This is a genomic window from Leucobacter sp. 7(1) (genome assembly GCF_900163635.1).
Classification (GTDB): domain Bacteria; phylum Actinomycetota; class Actinomycetes; order Actinomycetales; family Microbacteriaceae; genus Leucobacter.
Map to the genome: position 1 here is coordinate 109,340 of NZ_FUID01000014.1, position 15,345 is coordinate 124,684.

Consider the following 15,345-nt stretch of genomic DNA (forward strand, 5'->3'; position numbering starts at 1 on the left):
CCGTGGGAATCGTGGGCCCCAACGGAGCGGGAAAAACGACCCTGCTGAGCATCATCAACGGAACTGAAGCTGCGACTGAGGGTGCCGTGTACTTCTGTGGGCGTGACGTTACGCGCACCGGGCCCGAACATCGGGCACGCGCGGGGATCGGACGAACCTTTCAAATTCCGCGCCCGTTTGTCTCACTCTCCGTGTTTGAGAATGTGCTCGCCGGTGCCATGTACGGGGCAGGGCTGCGTGGCAGGGCTGCGGAGCAGCGGGCAGGCGAAGCTCTGGAACGATCGGAGCTGCTGAAGTTCGCGAATGAGCCAGCGGGGGCGCTGCCGTTGCTCCTCCGGAAACGACTGGAGCTTGCCCGAGCGTTGGCTACCGGGCCAGAACTCCTGCTGCTGGACGAGATTGCGGGAGGGCTCACCGAATCGGAATGCGACAGCCTCGTGCGCACAGTGAATACGCTCCGCGAGGACGGGATCACAGTGATCTGGATCGAGCATGTCGTCCGTGCCCTCCTGGCGGTCGTGGACCGGCTCGTGTGTATTGCCTCGGGCCGGGTTGTCGCGGACGGACACCCGGATGCGGTGATTTCGAGCCCTGAGGTGCGTCGGGTGTATCTCGGGAGCGGTGTGTGATGGTGCTGCTCGAGGCGGATCATCTCACCGCGGGGTACGGGGACACGCGGGCGATCACCGATGTGTCGATCGAGATCGGTGAGGGGTCAGTGCTCGCCCTGGTCGGAGCAAACGGAGCGGGGAAGTCGACGCTCTTGAATGTGATCTCGGGCGCGCATCGTCCCGACGCTGGGCGCTTGATTTATGCGGGGGAGGACGTCACGCGGGAGAGCGCGTTTCTGCGCGCACGTCGAGGAATCTCATTGGTCCCCGAGGGGCGCCGTTTATTCGCAAGCATGTCTGTGCGCGACAACTTGTTGACGGGGAGAGGCTCGCAGCGCCTGGGGCCGTGGAACCTTGACCGCGTGATCGCGGCGCTGCCCATGCTTGAGCCACTGCTCGGGCGCACCGCATCGAAGCTCTCCGGGGGTGAGCAACAGGCAGTGGCGATCGGACGGTCACTGCTCGCGAACCCGCGATTGCTGCTGCTCGATGAAGTATCTCTGGGGCTTGCCCCTATCGTTGTGGACGATCTCTACCGTTCACTGCGGACCGTGCTGGACAGCGGGCTCAGTGTCATCCTGGTGGAGCAGGATCTGCGCCGTACGCTCACCGTAGCGAATCACATCGTCTGCTTACTCGAGGGGACGCTCGTATTACAGGGGACGCCGGCCGAACTCTCGACCGAGACGATCACCGATGCCTATTTTGGGCACGCGCGCACCGGTGAATCACCACATCGCGCCGACGGTGGTCACTGATGTTGCTCGTGAACGCACTGGTCCAGGGGGTACTCCTGGGTGGCCTCTTCACGATGGCCGCGGTCGGGCTCTCGATCGCCTTTGGGGTGCTTCGAATCGTGAATTTGGCGCACGGGGAGGTGATGACAGTCGGTGCGTACGTGAGCGTCATGGTGCTGGCCATCACCGGGATGAACGTTTGGGTGAGCATGCTCATCGTCGTTCCGCTCCTCGCGGCGGTGGGGTATGTCGTGCAGCGATACGTATTGCAACGTGCGGTGGGGATCAGTGAGCTGGCACCGCTCTTGGTGACTTTCGGGATTTCGATCATGGTTCCGAACGCGCTGATCGAGTTGTTCACGAACGATAAGCGCCCCATCTCAACGGGAGGCCTCGCGGTGCAGAGCATGACGCTCGTCGACGGGGTGACGGTAGGGGTGCTCCCACTGATCACTGCGGTGCTTGCGGTGGCGCTCATTGTTTGCGTACAACTGTTCCTTTCTCAGACGCAGATCGGGCGGTACATGCGCGCGGCCGCGGATGATGCGCCGACGCTTCAGCTGATGGGGGTTGATTCTCGACAGATCTACGGAGTGGCAATGGCGCTCGCGTTTGGCATCGCTGCGTTGGCCGGGGTGTTCTACGGGATGCGGCAGGGCGGTGTGACGCCGTTCGATGGGCAACTGAGCCTCTTGTTTGCATTTGAAGCCGTCATTATCGGGGGCTTGGGCTCGCTATGGGGCACTCTCGCCGGAGGGACCGTGCTGGGAATCTCGCACACAATCGCGGGGCTCTTCGGGCCGGAGATGCCGCTCCTTGTCGGAAATCTGGTGTTTCTGATGATCCTTGTCCTGCGTCCCCGGGGCATCGTGCGGAGCCGGAGGGAAGGATGATGGTGGGTCCGATCCGAGTGAATCACAACCGCCGCCGCATGATGATTGCGGTGGGCGGGGCCCTGGCGTTGCTCCTGTTTCTCGTGGTTGCGCCGATGGGGTTGAGCCCGGCAACAACCAGTGCATGGATCAAGCTGTTCTACTTGATCGCGCTCGCCACCGCATGGAACTTGCTTGCAGGGTACGCGGGGATGGTCTCCGTGGGGCAACAGGCATATATCGGCCTCGGCGCCTATGGCGTGTTTGTGGTCAATGACTGGGGAGTGAACCCATATTTGAGCGCCGTGATCGCCGCGGTGATCGTGGGCGCGCTCGCGCTCCCCATATCCGTCGTCGCGTTCCGACTCCGTGGCGGATACTTTGCAATCGGAACGTGGGTGATCGCCGAAGCCGCACGGCAGATCGTGGTGCGCTTCGAATCTTTGGGCGCCGGACGTGGTCGGAGCCTGACCACGTATACGGAGGATCCCACGCTCCGGAATCTGTTCACCTACTGGCTTGCGCTGGGGGTCGCGGCGGTGGTTATTGCGATGACTGTCCGGTTGCTGAGGAGTCGCACTGGCGTGGCGCTCCAAGCAATACGCGATAACGAGGTCGCGGCACGCGCGCTGGGGATCCGGGTCAACACCACGAAGCGGATCGTGTTTGTGTGTGCAGCCCTCGCAGCGGCCCTCGTCGGAGCGGTGATCTGTTTGCAAGCCATCGGGGTGGCTTCACCGGGGCAAATCTTCGGGGTGAACTACTCGGCGTTCATGATCTTCATGGTGTTGATCGGAGGGATTGGCACGGTCGAGGGGCCTGTGCTTGGCGCCGTCATCTACTTCGTGATGGACTTCTACTTCAGCCAATTGGGGCTTTGGTACCTCGTGGTGTTGGGGCTTCTCGCGATTCTCGTGACGCTTTTCCTCCCCAAAGGAATCTGGGGAGAAATCAGTGCGAGGTTCTCACTGACGTTGTTCCCCATCACTCGGCACGTGGAGATTCCCGCCGATGATGGCGATCCTGCAACACCGTGAACACGCCGGGGACGCCGTCACGAGGATCTGGTTCATGCGGCCGCTCGCCGGTGCCGCCGTCTGCCGCAATGAATACGCGTCGCCACTCGCCGGGCGTGCAGTTGTATGCGCGTCGGAACGCGCGGATAAAGGTGGTGGTGTCGGGAAACCCGCACTCCGCGCCCACCCGGCCCACGGTCCAGTGGTGGAAGCTCGCGGACGTCAGCATGTCCGCGGCGCGACGCAGCCGCGCGCTGCGCAGGTACTCGGCGGGTCCAACTTCAAGCCGCTCGAAAAGCAGGTACAGGCTGCGACGTGACATTAAGAACTCGTGCGCGATATCCATCACCCGCACGGTCGTGAGATGCTGCTCGATAAAGTCCAGGATCGTCGCCAAGAGGCCGCCCGCGGTGTGTGGAACGACGCGCCGGCTGGTGAGCGCCCCCTGGATCATGGCCGCGGAGAGATCACTCGTCACCGCGGCCACTTCTGCGCGAGCGATCGTGCGCTGGTCTCCAGCGCGGAGCAGCTGCTCGGTGGCGTAGCGGTACAACACTCGGGAGTGCGGGGTGCGTGGGGTCGCAATGCGCGCGGTGGCGGAGGCGATCATTTCTGCGGACATCGCGAGCGCGGATCGTGACACCTGGATGATGAGTTGCTGTTGCCGGGGTGCGGTGTAGTCGAGATAGTAAGGCGCGTCGGTGGCGTACACGGACACGGAGCCGGGGCGGATCGAGACCGTCCGGTCGCGCTGATTCACGAAGCCGTGCGAGGACCGCTGGAGCGAGAGGTGTAGGTCATCGCTCTCGGCGCGAGCGGCCAGGCCGGCGGTGCGGTCGGCGGTGGTGCCGTCCGTGGTGACCACCGAGATCGAGACGCGCGAGTCGAGGGAGAGGTGATCCATCCGGCCCCGGAAGTCTGCGCTGAGGGCACCGGCACGCAGCGGGACAAAACAATTGCTGACGATATCTTCCCACTCGTCCGCACTCTGCGCCTCGCGTACCTCCATGGGACCGCCTCCTCGATGCAACGGTTTGGCTGAGGAAAGCTAACACCCGGGCGCGAGGAGAGTCAATCATCCACGATGCGGAACTGCGGTTCGGGTGCGGTGCTGCACGAAACGCCGATGCCGCGGATCCGGTGTGCACGCTTTGCCGACCGTGACCCGCCGACCCCGACTTGACTACGGAGAAACGGAGAGAAGGCGGGCACAGCGATGAGCGTGGGAACACAGGACACTTGGGAGGGGCGGGCATACATCGGTGGCTGGGTGCAGCTGGCGGATCGGATGCCCGTGGTCTCCCCGAGCACCGGAGAGCCGATCGCCTCGGTCGCGCTCGGTGCCCCCGCAGATGTCGAGACGGCGGTCTCCCTCGCCGTTGACGCGCAGCCTGCTTGGGCCCTCACACCGCCCGGCGAACGTGCCGCGGTGCTGCGGCGTGCGGGGGACCTCCTCAACGAGCATCGCGCGGTCGCTCGGAGATGGCTCTCTGATGAGGCGGGTTCTGCGACGGCGAAAGCCGAGTTCGAGATCGGGCTGGTGATTTCGGAGCTGTACCAGGCGGCGGCGACCGCGCTGATCCCGTTCGGACAGCTGCTGCGCTCGGAGCTTCCGCGGCTCAGCTTCAGCCGGCGGCTGCCTGTCGGGGTCGTCGGGGTGATCTCGCCGTTCAATTTTCCCGCGGTGCTGTCCGCCCGATCCGTCGCCCCCGCGCTGGCCCTGGGGAACGGGGTCGTGCTGAAGCCGGATCCTCGGACCACGGTGTCCGGTGGGCTCTTGCTGGCCGCGATACTCGAGGCGGCCGGCGTGCCCGCGGGGGTGTTCTCCGTGGTGCCAGGCGCCGCTGCGGTCGGACAGGCGCTGGTGACGGATCCGCGCGTCCCGGTAATCTCCTTCACCGGGTCAACGGCGGCCGGCCGCGCGATCGGGGCGCTCGGGGCGGAATCGCTGAAGCGTGTGCACCTGGAGCTCGGCGGCAACAACGCACTGGTGATCCTGGACGACGCGGATATTGCTGCGGCGGCCGCGGCCGGCGCGTGGGGGAGTTTCCTACACCAGGGGCAGATCTGCATGACCACCGGCCGACACTTCGTTCCCGAACGGCTCGCGGCCGCCTACGAGCGTGCGCTCGTGGGTCACGCGGAACGGCTGCGTGCGGGGCCGCCGGAGGACGGGGCCGAACTGGGGCCGCTGATCGATGCGCCGCAGCGGGATCGGGTGCACGATCTGGTGACGCGCAGCGTCGCCGCCGGGGCTCGGCTCGCGACCGGCGGGACGTACGACGGCTTGCACTACCGGCCCACGGTGCTCGCCGAGGTGGCACCGGGGCACCCCGCGAGTACCGAGGAAATCTTCGGCCCGGTCGCGCCCATTGTGAGGTACCGCTCCGAAGACGAGCTCGTGCAGCTCGTGAACGCGAGCCCCTACGGCCTCTCGGTGGGGGTGCTGTCCGGGAACGCGATGCGCGCGTATGAGCTCGCCGGTCAGTTCCGGAGCGGGATCCTGCATATCAACGACCAGACCGTCGACGACGAAGCTCAGGCTCCCTTCGGGGGCGTGGGGGCGTGGGGGCCTCGGGGACCGGAGCGCGGTTTGGCGGTCACGAGGCCAATATCGAGGCGTTCACCGAGACCCAGTGGGTCACCATGCAGGGGGAGATCGCCGCGCACCGCCTGTAGCTCAGGCACACCTTCGGGGCGGGGACATTTTTCGATGCAGGAACGGACGAGACGATGAAGATCACCGCGGCGGTCGCCAGATCGGGCACCGCACAGATGCGCCTTGAGCAGCTCGAACTCGATGAGCTGCGCGACGACGAGGTGCGCGTGCGCCTGGTCGCGACCGGGGTGTGTCACACCGACGCGCTCGTGCGGGATCAGGTGCTCCCCGCGTCCTTGCCCGCGGTGCTGGGTCACGAGGGTGCGGGGATCGTCGACGCGGTCGGGGCCCGCGTGACGTCTGTCGTTCCCGGCAACCAGGTCGTGCTGAGCTTCCGCTCGTGCGGCGGCTGCGGTCCCTGTGCCGCGGGGCACCCCGCCGCGTGCACGGAATTCGACCCGCTCAATTTCGGGGGTGCGCGAAGCGATGGCACCCGCAGCCTGCGCGATTCCGAGCAGCAGCCTGTATCGAGCCACTTCTTCGGGCAGTCGAGCTTCGCCAGCTACGCCAATGTGGCCGAACGCTCGGTTGTGCGGGTGGGCCCCACCGCGGCGCTGCCCCTGCTCGGCCCGCTGGGGTGCGGAATCTCGACGGGAGCGGGAACCGTGTGGAACGTGCTCGCCCCGCCACCCGGGGCGAGCCTCGCCGTGTTTGGCGGTGGCGCGGTCGGCGGTGCCGCGCTCCTGGCCGGGCTCGTCTCGGACTGCGCCCAAGTGATCGTCGTCGACGTGGTCCCGAGCCGCCTGGCGCTCGCCGCAACCCTGGGGGCTCACCACGTGATCGATGCGCGACATGAGGACCCGGTGGCGCGCATCCGGGAGCTCACCGGATCCGGCGCGGAGTACGCCATCGACACCACCGGGAATCCCGCGGTGTTTCGCCAGATGATCGATGCCCTCGCCCCGCACGGGCACGGGGCCCTCGTTGGGGCGGCAGCCCCGGGGACCGAGGCGCGCATCGATGTGGGCGCGTTTCTCGTGCGGGCCCCCACGATCACGGGGGTGATCGAGGGGGACGCGGATCCGGCAGTGCTTATCCCGCGCCTGCTCGCGCTGTACGAGGCTGGCAGATTTCCCTTCGACGCTCTCGTCACGGAGTATCCCTTCGCCGACATCGATCGGGCCTTCGCCGACGCCCTATCCGGCGATGTGGTGAAGCCGATCCTGCGCTTTCCGCACCGCGATCGGGACACCTCGGCTGGTGCTGCGCGCTAGCCGTCACCGGCCGAGTTCACGCGGCTGCGTCGCTCACAGCCGTGTGTTGCCGCGTGCATGCGGCACGTTTATCCACAGATCGCTCCGAAGCCCATCCTGGGCACCCTCCCGCCGCCAATGATTGTCGGCAGGAGGTGTCCTCTTGACCTACACACACGACCCATCCCCGCTGCGGCCTGACCCGCAGGACCCGCATGACAGCCTCGGACCGACGCTCACCTTGGCGGCCCGCGGTGAAGCCCTCGCCGCCGGCTACCTCGAAACTCTCGGTTTCACGATCCTCGCGCGGAACTGGCACAGTCGCTACGGGGAGCTCGACCTCGTCGCCCGCGAGGAAGACACAGTTGTCGCGGTCGAGGTGAAAACCCGCGGCGGCGTGGGGTTCGGAGACCCGCTCTCCGCGATCACCGCGAGGAAAGCGGCGCGGCTGCGGCGGCTGCTCTTCGAGTGGCTCCGCGCACAGCGGGTACGGAGCGAGCACCTCCGGATCGACGCCGTCGGCATCGTGCTTCTGCCAGGCCGGGAGCCGCAGATCGACCACCTGCGGGGGATCTCATGAGCGAGACTCCGTACGCAGATGCGGTGTGTCGCGCCTCGGCCATCGCCCTGACCGGCCTGCACGGTACGGCTGTCACCGTGGAGGCCGCGGTGTCGCAGCAACTTCCAGGGATGACAATCATCGGGCTCCCCGACACGGCGCTCGCGGAGGCGAAGCTTCGCGTACGCAGCGCGACAACGCAGGCGGGCTTCCCGCTGTCGAAGCGATTCCTCACTGTCAACCTCAGTCCGGCCGCGCTCCCGAAACACGGGGCTGGTTTCGATCTAGCGATCGCGCTTGCCGCATTGGCCGCGTCCCGACGGCTTCCCGCAGCGAAACTCCTGGAGACCGCGCACCTGGGTGAACTCGCCCTGGGTGGGGAGTTGCGGCGACCCGCGGGGCTCCTCTCCTCGGTGGTCGCGGCCAGACAGCTCGGGTTTGTGCGGGTGATGGTTCCGGCGGAATGCGCAAGCGAAGCGCAGCTCGTACCCGGCATCGAGATCGTCGCCGTGGGGAGCCTCGCGGACGCGGTCGGCTGGTACCGCCACGGGGCGAACGGGATCGCAGCCCCTCCGATCCTGAGCCCGGACGCACCGGCGCAGCCGCAGGGGAATGCCGGTCCGGATCTTTCCGAGATCATCGGGCAGCCCGAGGCCGTCGAAGCACTGGCGGTCGTGGCCGCGGGTCGACATCACCTGTCTCTGCTCGGACCCCCAGGCGCGGGAAAAACCCTGCTGGCAACGCGACTGCCCACGATCCTGCCCGCGCTCACCGATACGGAGGCGCTCGAAGCCACGAGCATCGCGTCGCTCGGAGGGAATCCTCTCACCGGACTGATCCGACACCCACCTTTCGAGAGCCCCCATCACACCGCCACAACCGTTGCGATTATCGGCGGGGGTGCCGGCAGCGTGGTGCGACCCGGTGCCGTTACGCGAGCTCACCACGGGGTGCTTTTCCTCGACGAGTTGGGTAATGGAAAGTGCACCTCCTGATCAAGGAGGAAGCACATGGAGACTCTGGAACGTCGTCCTGGCACGCATGCGCGTCCGGGCCGCACAACTCGCGCGGTGGTTTACGCAGCGTTCAATCACACTGGTCCCGAGGTCCCGGTCGCCGGGACAAAACCGATCTACCTGTATCTGCGGTTGTCGAAGTATCACAAGGACAAAGCCGATGCCATCGAGCGGCAGAGGATCGATCTGACCCGGATGTTGGCTCTTGAAGGTGGCTGGACTGTGATGGGGGAGTACATCGACAATGACTCCGCAAGCTCGTCGGCACAGAAGACGCGGAAGGGCTGGCGTCAGCTAAATCTGGACATCAAGGCTGAGAAGGTGACGGCGGTCGCCTTCTGGAAGCTCGACCGGACGAATCGAATCGCCGCGAAGTGCATCGAGTGGATCGGTGATTGCCAGCGCGCGAGTGTTCAGTTGCGATCCCATCAGGACTCGACCGATGAACTGAATACTGCGACTGCCGGAGCGAAACTGGTGACCGGGATCAAAGCGCTCCTGGCCGAAGTTGAGACAGATTCGATGAGCGAGCGGCAACTGGCTTCGAAGCGACACCTTGCCGAGGCTGGCTTCCATCACGGTGGAACACCACCCTTTGGCTGGATGTCCGGACCACGCGTCACGGATGAGCTGGGTCGCACGGGGGTTCGGCTGGTTCCTCATCCGGTAGAGCATCAGGCATTGAAGGATGCAGTGGATATGGTTCTGGCCGGGAAGAGTTTGTCTCAGATCGGTCGCTACTGGAAGGAGCAGTACGGGATCACGACGGCTTCCGGCGCATTCGTATACGAGGCGACCATCTACCGGTCGTTGGTCTCGCCACGAATGATCGGATACCGGATGCGACAGGTGCCTGAGCATCAGCGAGGTGTGAAGCTTGATCTTCTTGACTACATCGCTTTGGACGCAAATAGTGAACCGGTGATCTCACAGGAGCCTGTGTGTGATCGCGCAACCTGGTTGCGTGTGCGGCGCTTGTTGGAGCAGGCCAAGACTTCCAAGGCGCGGAAGCCGTGGGGCTCCCATGAGTGGCTTTTGACGGGTCTCCTGTTCTGCCGGTGCGGTGGACGTCTCTACGGCCTTCAGAAGACGCGGAAGCGCGCTGGTGGTGAGTCCGAGACTGAGTATGTGTACCGCTGCATGACGAACCGGCATCGTGGTGCGGGGAACTGCCCGGGCAGCTGCACCATCGGTGCGCGCAAGGCTGAGGCTTACGTGTTGGGCTGGTTCTTCTCCCAGATCACCGACGACGCGTTGGCGAAGGCCCGCGCCAGGCGGAGGCTGGCGCGGGCGGACGATGAGGTGAACACTCTCCTTACTCAGCTCGATGAAGCCACCGCGGAGAAGGACGCTCTTCTGCTCAAGCAGGGAACCGCGGCTTACAAGGGGGCGATGGTGACCGTGCTCCTCGGGCTCATCGAGGACGCCCAGAACCGCATCGATGCTCTCCAACGCCGGGTGGACGCGGTGGAACTGGACGAGCTGATGATCGTTGACGGCCCGGACGTGATTCGTTCGTGGGAGAGCAAGGGGATCAAGGAAAAGCGAAACTATCTACGCCGGATGATCCACCAGATCGACGCGCTGCCGGGACGCGGACCTATCGAGGAGAGGATCAAGATCACTCCGGTGGGTTGATCCTCGAGACCAGGTCAGCCGAGTCGAGGAGTAGAGCGAGATCTTCGATTACTTCGATCGGTACGGGGTTCGCGATGCGACGGGCGACACCGTCGTGCCATCCCGCATCGAACTCGGCGTAGTCGCCGGGGTCTACGAGTCCGGCGAGCTTCGTCGGGGAGGGGCATGGAACCGACTCGCTCATCCCACTTCACCCACCAGGCCGCTGTAGAACGCGTCCTCCTCGGCGCGCCGGACTCGCACGTCGGAGTGCATGTACTCCACGAAGTCTTCTTCCCTGTTCGGAATGATGATGTCCTCAACTGGTTCGACGGGTTCTTCGCCGGGCCAGATGATGCGGCGGGTGGGGCGGTCGGTGTTCAGGCGTGTGCCGCAGGCGGCGGTCCAGTCGCGGAGGCGTTCGCGGGCTTCGGCGAAGTCGCGGTGCCAGACGAGCATGGCGCTGCCCTTGGCTTCGGGGTGGATCGCGCACAGCCAGTGGATGTGGAGCGCGGAGAGCTCCCATACGAGCTCGGGGTGGCGGTGCCAGAACGGCGGGACGACGGCGACGGGCAGCCCGTAGGTGTGGCGTAGCCAGTGCACCCATTCGTTGAGTGCGAGCCACTCCTCTTCTGCGGCCTCAGCAGTGAGGAGGTTCCAGTTCACCGGCCCCGGAGGCCCGGCCAGTCCCTCATCGTCAGCGCCGGAGGCCTCTGAGTCCGGGTCGTAGCTCTCATCGAACTCGTCCTCCGCCACCTCGCTCGGATCGAGGCCAGCTGTGTCGGGTAGTTCATCGACCACGATCCGCACTCACCTCCCGACCGACCCGACGCCCGCAGACGTGCGGCGCGGTGTGTCGTGCGACAGCGTGGCGTCCTCGAGCCCGGTATCCAGCGAGTCGGTTTCCTGGGCTCTTCTGGGGCGGTCGACGGCGTAGCGAGTCCGGGCGAGGTCGTGGCCGATCTTCTTCGCGACGAACTCTTCGACCTTGATGGGCTGGCCGTTGTCGTCGTTGTGGTCGTAGGTGTGGGTGTAGCCCTCGGCAACGAACTTGTCGCCTTTCGCGAATCGCTGGTGGGCGCGTTCGGCGGTTTTGCGGAACGCGACGAGGTCGTGGAAGGTGGTCTCGGTCTGCGTGAACGATCCGTCCTCTTCGCGGCGGTAGTGTTCCTGCCCGATCTTCACGAACAGGCGCGCGTCACCCTTCTCAGTGAACGACAGGTGCGGTTCGGAGGCGATGAACCCCGACAAGGACTCTTGAGTGTGGATGGCCATAGGACACTCCTCGTGATGACGGCACCCCGCCGTTCGGGGTGCTCTGTCACTCAGGTGCGCCCGAAGCACCCTGCCCGCCCGGAGACGCCGGGGTGCCGGCTTGCAGCAGTTCCTCCACGTCGCGGCGGTGCGCCTGCAGCACGCTCGCGTCTTTACGGCGGGTCCAGGGCCGGAGCCTCGCGACGATCGGGGGTGCGGCGCGTAGCAGGATGAGGCCGGTGCCGAATGGGAGGGTGCGGATCACATCCGGCGGCATGATCGACACCCGGCGGATCGAGCGTTGCGCGGTGCGGGAACCGTGATCGCCGATCGTCGTGGAATCAGTGATCTCATCGCGTTCCCCGATGATGGTGGTGAGGTCTTGGAGGTCACGCGAGTTGGATGCGCCACCGAGGACGATCTTCACAATGCTGGCGTCCCAGATCGCGCCGGCCGCGTTCTCGGACCACTTCTCCCGCGCCTGCGCGAGCGACTGCAACACCGGCATCGACGTGATCCCCGTACCACCGCCTTCCGCCATCAACGTCGGCAAAGACGGCAGCGGAGCAAGGTTTCCGATCTCATCCAGCGCCAGCAGCAGGGGCGAATCGAGGCGGGCTGACGGTGAGCGTGCGGCGAGGCGTCGGGCGGCTTCGACGAGGTCTTCCACGAACGCCGACACCAACGCGGCACTGTTGTTCGCCCCCGCACCCGTCGCGAGCAGATACACGGTGCCGCGCCTACGCAGGAACTCCTCCGGATCGAACCGCTCCTCCGGGCCGGGGCTGACGGCGTCGAGCACGCGCGGGTCTGCGAGGGCGGCAAGGGACAGGGACACGCCTTGCCAGATGGAGTCGCGGGTTCTGGGGTCGGAGTCGATCATCGCCTGCAACGAATCCGCCCACCCCGTCGCCGTTTTCGGGTGTCCGGTCAGGATCGCGACTGCATCCGACGCGGCGGCGGGATCGAGAGTCCACCGGAACAACTCAGCGGGGGTCCGGTGATCCAACGCTGCGGCATGGAGGAGAGCTTGGAGAGCGGTGCGGGTCTTCCCTTCCCAGAAATCCCCACCCTCGACACCACCGGCGGACAGGCCGGTACCTGCGGCAAGGCCGGTGGCGCGGATCATCGCCGTCAACGGGTCCTCACACCCCCGGATTGGTGACCACCGGAGTCCTGCGGGGACGCCTTCGGCGAGGTGCTGCGGATCGAACACCGCCACCGGTCGCCCTCCCGCGCTTCGCGCCTTCAAGGTGGCGGTGAGGTTGTCGGGGCGGGTGGAGGTCGTGACGACGGCGCCGGGGGCGTCGAGGATCGCGTTGATGACCACATGCAGACCCTTCCCGGAGCGTGGCGGCCCGATCAGCAGGATCGAGTCCTCCACGCTCGCCCACACATCAACATTTCTCGATACGCCGAGGAGGTAGCCGACATCCGCGGTCGTGGGCTTCGACAGCGAAGGTCGGAGTTGCCCGGCCCGCCGCAGCAGCGCCTTCCCCGATGCCGTGGTGGTGACCTCAGTGCGGGTGGCGATGCCGACGATCCGGTACGGGTCGACCTTCGTCTGCCGCGAATGTTCCCGGAAGAACCGCCACACCCACCACCCCGCACTCCCGACGACTGCGATGAGGATGCCGGTGACGATCCAGTAGGCCACCGGGTTCAGCTCGTCGGTGCCGAGCGCACTCCCTGGGTCTGCGGGGTGCAGGAGCACGCCGAGGCCGGCATCGATCCCGCCCGTCGGCTGGGCTATCCCGGTGGCCCAGGCGGTGATCGTGCCTGCGACGCGGAGGATGACGGCGAGGATAGCGGCGGCGATGAGGGCGATGATGCCGAGGTTCGCCAGCTCATCCCCAAGCGCCCCACCCTGCCGCGGAGTACTCATTGGATTCTCCCGATGCTGAGGGTGCCGGAGATGCGGCCGAGGAGGATTACTTCACCTGTCACCGCAAGAGCGGCCTGCTCTGCGGTGAGGAGGGCGCGGGCGGTACCGTCGCTGCTGGCGTCGGTGTGGGCGTGGATGATCGCGACGGCGACATCCTCACCCGGAACGAACCCTGCCCCTGCCACCTGGTGCAGCACCGGCTGCGCGGCACGGGCCGGAGGCGACACCACAGCCGCCACCGGTGCTGGGGTCTCCCAGGGTTTCGGTGTCGGGCGTTCGCGGGGCGGGGTGATGATGTCGGTGAACGTCGACCCGTCCGCCTCCCGTACCTGCACCCGCAGCGGCGACCGGTACCGGGCGGTGAGGGTGTCGAGGATTGTCGGGAAGGAGTCGCGTCGCCAGGCCGGAGCGAACGGCTCCGGCAGATACGGCACCCCATCCACGGTGACCGTCATCGCACCATCAGCGGTGATGGTGAACTCCACCACCGGCACGACGACCGGCCCACCCGGCTCAGCCTTCGGCGGCTTCGCTGTTTTCGGGGGTTGGTGGTTGAGGTGGGTGCGGCGGTAGCGGGGCTTCGGCGTCACAGGGCGGGTCCTCTCCAAGAAGTGCAGTGGTATCGCCATGCAGGTGCGCTCGCACCGCCCCGGAACGCAGGTGGGAGGGCACGAACCTGGGGGTGGTTCGTGCCCTCCCGTGCTGACCCGCCCGGGGCTGGGGATGCCGGCGGGTCAGCAGCCTGTGGTTAGTCCTCCTTTGCTCCCTCGAACTGGGCCTTGAACTCCTCGAAGGCTTCGTCTTCCTCACGGACGTACCCGGCACGGTCGCGGGCGATCGCGAGACGGCGCCCGAACACCAGCACCCCGCCGGTCGCCGCAGCCATCAGCCCACCGGCGACACCGAGCGGCCACCAGTCGCCGCCGCCGGTGTGCGCGAGCTCACCCGGAGTCCCAGGTGCGACCGGTTCCTCTGGAGTGTCGGTGACGGTGGTGGTCTCATCCGGTGCGCCGCAGACGCCACGGTGCAGGATCGTCCCGTCCTCGTCGGTGACGGTCTCCACCCAGTAGTAGGTGCCTGCCCTCTCGAAGATCACCTCATCAGAGGCATACTCACCCGGCCCATCCAGATCGATCACCTTCGAGGCGAACACCAGCTCGTCCGCGGTGCAGGTAGCGGTGTCGCCGTCCTGCCGGTACGCCTCGAACACCAGGCGTGCCCCGTCGGGGACGGTGCCGGTGACGGTCGCGACGTCATGCGCCGGATCACCGAGCTTCACGGTCGGGACGGCGTTCGTCTTCACGATTAGCTCCTCCGGGTGCTCTTTGACCACCGTCGTCTCACCCGGCGCCCCGCAGGTGCCCTCGGCGATGATCTCGCCGTCGGCGTTGTAGAGGGTTTCGATCCAGTACACGTTCCCCGCCGTCTCGACGGTGGTGGTGCCGGACCGGTAGACACCCGCCTGGGTAACGGGGATCTCCTCGCTGACGTAGAACGGGGTCTCGCACACCGGATCGGTGTCCGCCGGGTGGGGCCCGTAGGCGCGGAACACGAGGTAGGCGCCTTCGGGAATGGTCGTGCCCTGCACCAGCGCCGTGTCCGAGAAGGGTTCGCCGACGAACGCTTCCGGTGTCGCCTGCGTCACCACCGAGACGGGCACCTCCGTATTGGTGGGTGGGACGTAGAAGCGTTCCAGCACATCCGCCGGAGAGGAAGTGTAGGGCTGCACGCGGTCGTCGCCGGTGAAGGTGGTGATGAGGACGTAGAAGCCGGGCTCGGTCGGCACGATCTTGTCCTCGTCCGTGTATCCGAGCTTGTACACCCCATTCCGGGCCGGCGTCGTAAGCTCCGTCAGCACTGGGGCACCGTTCAGGTCGAGATCATCGGTGAGTTCCGCATCCGACGCGAACGGGCCGTAGACGGTGT

The 15,345-nt window shown here is 66.2% G+C and carries 15 protein-coding genes and 1 pseudogene; 9 read left to right on the forward strand and 7 right to left on the reverse strand.

Features of this window, described 5'->3' with window-relative positions:
• The first annotated feature begins 11 nt into the window (after nucleotides 1-11).
• The 4 genes from FM113_RS03525 to FM113_RS03540 are packed head-to-tail and all read left to right on the forward strand — an operon-like array spanning nucleotide 12 to nucleotide 3,257.
• Entirely contained in the window at nucleotides 12-629 is a 618-nt protein-coding gene (locus FM113_RS03525; protein WP_217895942.1) for an ABC transporter ATP-binding protein, read from the forward strand.
• Nucleotides 629-1,369 carry an ABC transporter ATP-binding protein gene (locus FM113_RS03530; RefSeq protein WP_087011565.1) on the forward strand — a complete coding sequence of 247 codons (741 nt, stop codon included), beginning with the start codon at nucleotides 629-631 and terminating at the stop codon, nucleotides 1,367-1,369. Before FM113_RS03525 ends, FM113_RS03530 begins: the two co-directional genes overlap by 1 nt.
• Nucleotides 1,369-2,241, forward strand: a complete 873-nt coding sequence (locus FM113_RS03535; protein ID WP_087011567.1) for a branched-chain amino acid ABC transporter permease — start codon at nucleotides 1,369-1,371, stop codon at nucleotides 2,239-2,241. The genes FM113_RS03530 and FM113_RS03535 overlap by 1 nt, the downstream gene beginning before the upstream one ends.
• Before the next feature lie 2 nt (nucleotides 2,242-2,243).
• The gene (locus tag FM113_RS03540) at nucleotides 2,244-3,257 is read left to right on the forward strand and encodes a branched-chain amino acid ABC transporter permease (RefSeq protein WP_176387065.1); all 1,014 of its coding nucleotides are present in this window, start codon (nucleotides 2,244-2,246) and stop codon (nucleotides 3,255-3,257) included.
• Here FM113_RS03540 and FM113_RS03545 read toward each other — a convergent pair.
• Nucleotides 3,205-4,245 carry an AraC family transcriptional regulator gene (locus FM113_RS03545; protein WP_087011571.1) on the reverse strand — a complete coding sequence of 347 codons (1,041 nt, stop codon included), beginning with the start codon at nucleotides 4,243-4,245 and terminating at the stop codon, nucleotides 3,205-3,207. The two genes, FM113_RS03540 and FM113_RS03545, sit on opposite strands and share 53 nt — an antisense overlap.
• Before the next feature lie 207 nt (nucleotides 4,246-4,452).
• Here FM113_RS03545 and FM113_RS03550 point away from each other — a divergent pair, with 207 nt between their 5' ends.
• The 5 genes from FM113_RS03550 (at nucleotide 4,453) to FM113_RS03570 (ending at nucleotide 10,301) form a co-directional block, all read left to right on the forward strand.
• Nucleotides 4,453-5,973, forward strand: coding sequence for an aldehyde dehydrogenase family protein (locus FM113_RS03550; protein ID WP_254908848.1), 1,521 nt, complete (start codon nucleotides 4,453-4,455; stop codon nucleotides 5,971-5,973).
• Nucleotides 5,970-7,109 (forward strand): NAD(P)-dependent alcohol dehydrogenase, encoded by a 1,140-nt coding sequence (locus FM113_RS03555; protein WP_087011573.1) that lies wholly within the window; start codon nucleotides 5,970-5,972, stop codon nucleotides 7,107-7,109. Before FM113_RS03550 ends, FM113_RS03555 begins: the two co-directional genes overlap by 4 nt.
• 142 nt (nucleotides 7,110-7,251) lie before the next feature.
• Nucleotides 7,252-7,668, forward strand: coding sequence for a YraN family protein (locus FM113_RS03560; protein WP_254908849.1), 417 nt, complete (start codon nucleotides 7,252-7,254; stop codon nucleotides 7,666-7,668).
• The gene (locus FM113_RS03565; RefSeq protein WP_087011575.1) at nucleotides 7,665-8,642 is read left to right on the forward strand and encodes an ATP-binding protein; all 978 of its coding nucleotides are present in this window, start codon (nucleotides 7,665-7,667) and stop codon (nucleotides 8,640-8,642) included. The genes FM113_RS03560 and FM113_RS03565 overlap by 4 nt, the downstream gene beginning before the upstream one ends.
• Nucleotides 8,643-8,657: 15 nt before the next feature.
• Nucleotides 8,658-10,301 (forward strand): recombinase family protein, encoded by a 1,644-nt coding sequence (locus tag FM113_RS03570; protein WP_087011578.1) that lies wholly within the window; start codon nucleotides 8,658-8,660, stop codon nucleotides 10,299-10,301.
• On the opposite strand, the gene FM113_RS03575 is transcribed toward FM113_RS03570, so the two are convergent.
• The 6 genes and pseudogenes from FM113_RS03575 to FM113_RS18060 all read right to left on the reverse strand — a co-directional run.
• Entirely contained in the window at nucleotides 10,285-10,485 is a 201-nt protein-coding gene (locus tag FM113_RS03575; RefSeq protein ID WP_087011580.1) for a hypothetical protein, read from the reverse strand. The two genes, FM113_RS03570 and FM113_RS03575, sit on opposite strands and share 17 nt — an antisense overlap.
• The gene (locus FM113_RS03580) at nucleotides 10,482-11,081 is read right to left on the reverse strand and encodes a DUF4913 domain-containing protein (RefSeq protein ID WP_254908850.1); all 600 of its coding nucleotides are present in this window, start codon (nucleotides 11,079-11,081) and stop codon (nucleotides 10,482-10,484) included. The genes FM113_RS03575 and FM113_RS03580 overlap by 4 nt, the downstream gene beginning before the upstream one ends.
• A 9-nt stretch (nucleotides 11,082-11,090) precedes the next feature.
• Nucleotides 11,091-11,555 (reverse strand): single-stranded DNA-binding protein, encoded by a 465-nt coding sequence (locus FM113_RS03585; protein WP_087011582.1) that lies wholly within the window; start codon nucleotides 11,553-11,555, stop codon nucleotides 11,091-11,093.
• A gap of 46 nt (nucleotides 11,556-11,601) precedes the next feature.
• A complete protein-coding gene (locus tag FM113_RS03590) occupies nucleotides 11,602-13,419 on the reverse strand; it encodes a type IV secretory system conjugative DNA transfer family protein (protein WP_087011584.1) in 1,818 nt (605 codons plus the stop codon).
• The gene (locus FM113_RS03595) at nucleotides 13,416-14,009 is read right to left on the reverse strand and encodes a hypothetical protein (RefSeq protein ID WP_254908851.1); all 594 of its coding nucleotides are present in this window, start codon (nucleotides 14,007-14,009) and stop codon (nucleotides 13,416-13,418) included. Before FM113_RS03595 ends, FM113_RS03590 begins: the two co-directional genes overlap by 4 nt.
• A 158-nt stretch (nucleotides 14,010-14,167) precedes the next feature.
• Nucleotides 14,168-15,345 (reverse strand): annotated as a pseudogene (locus FM113_RS18060) (hypothetical protein); the annotation flags it as partial.

Bases quoted from the DNA above. Each gene is read 5' to 3' on its own strand.
- FM113_RS03535 (WP_087011567.1), top strand. From the start codon at position 1,369: ATGTTGCTCGTGAACGCACTGGTCCAGGGGGTACTCCTGGGTGGCCTC.
- FM113_RS03565 (WP_087011575.1), top strand. From the start codon at position 7,665: ATGAGCGAGACTCCGTACGCAGATGCGGTGTGTCGCGCCTCGGCCATC.
- FM113_RS03585 (WP_087011582.1), bottom strand. From the start codon at position 11,555: ATGGCCATCCACACTCAAGAGTCCTTGTCGGGGTTCATCGCCTCCGAA.
- FM113_RS03555 (WP_087011573.1), top strand. From the start codon at position 5,970: ATGAAGATCACCGCGGCGGTCGCCAGATCGGGCACCGCACAGATGCGC.
- FM113_RS03570 (WP_087011578.1), top strand. From the start codon at position 8,658: ATGGAGACTCTGGAACGTCGTCCTGGCACGCATGCGCGTCCGGGCCGC.
- FM113_RS03545 (WP_087011571.1), bottom strand. From the start codon at position 4,245: ATGGAGGTACGCGAGGCGCAGAGTGCGGACGAGTGGGAAGATATCGTC.
- FM113_RS03550 (WP_254908848.1), top strand. From the start codon at position 4,453: ATGAGCGTGGGAACACAGGACACTTGGGAGGGGCGGGCATACATCGGT.
- FM113_RS03590 (WP_087011584.1), bottom strand. From the start codon at position 13,419: ATGAGTACTCCGCGGCAGGGTGGGGCGCTTGGGGATGAGCTGGCGAAC.
- FM113_RS03530 (WP_087011565.1), top strand. From the start codon at position 629: ATGGTGCTGCTCGAGGCGGATCATCTCACCGCGGGGTACGGGGACACG.
- FM113_RS03575 (WP_087011580.1), bottom strand. From the start codon at position 10,485: ATGAGCGAGTCGGTTCCATGCCCCTCCCCGACGAAGCTCGCCGGACTC.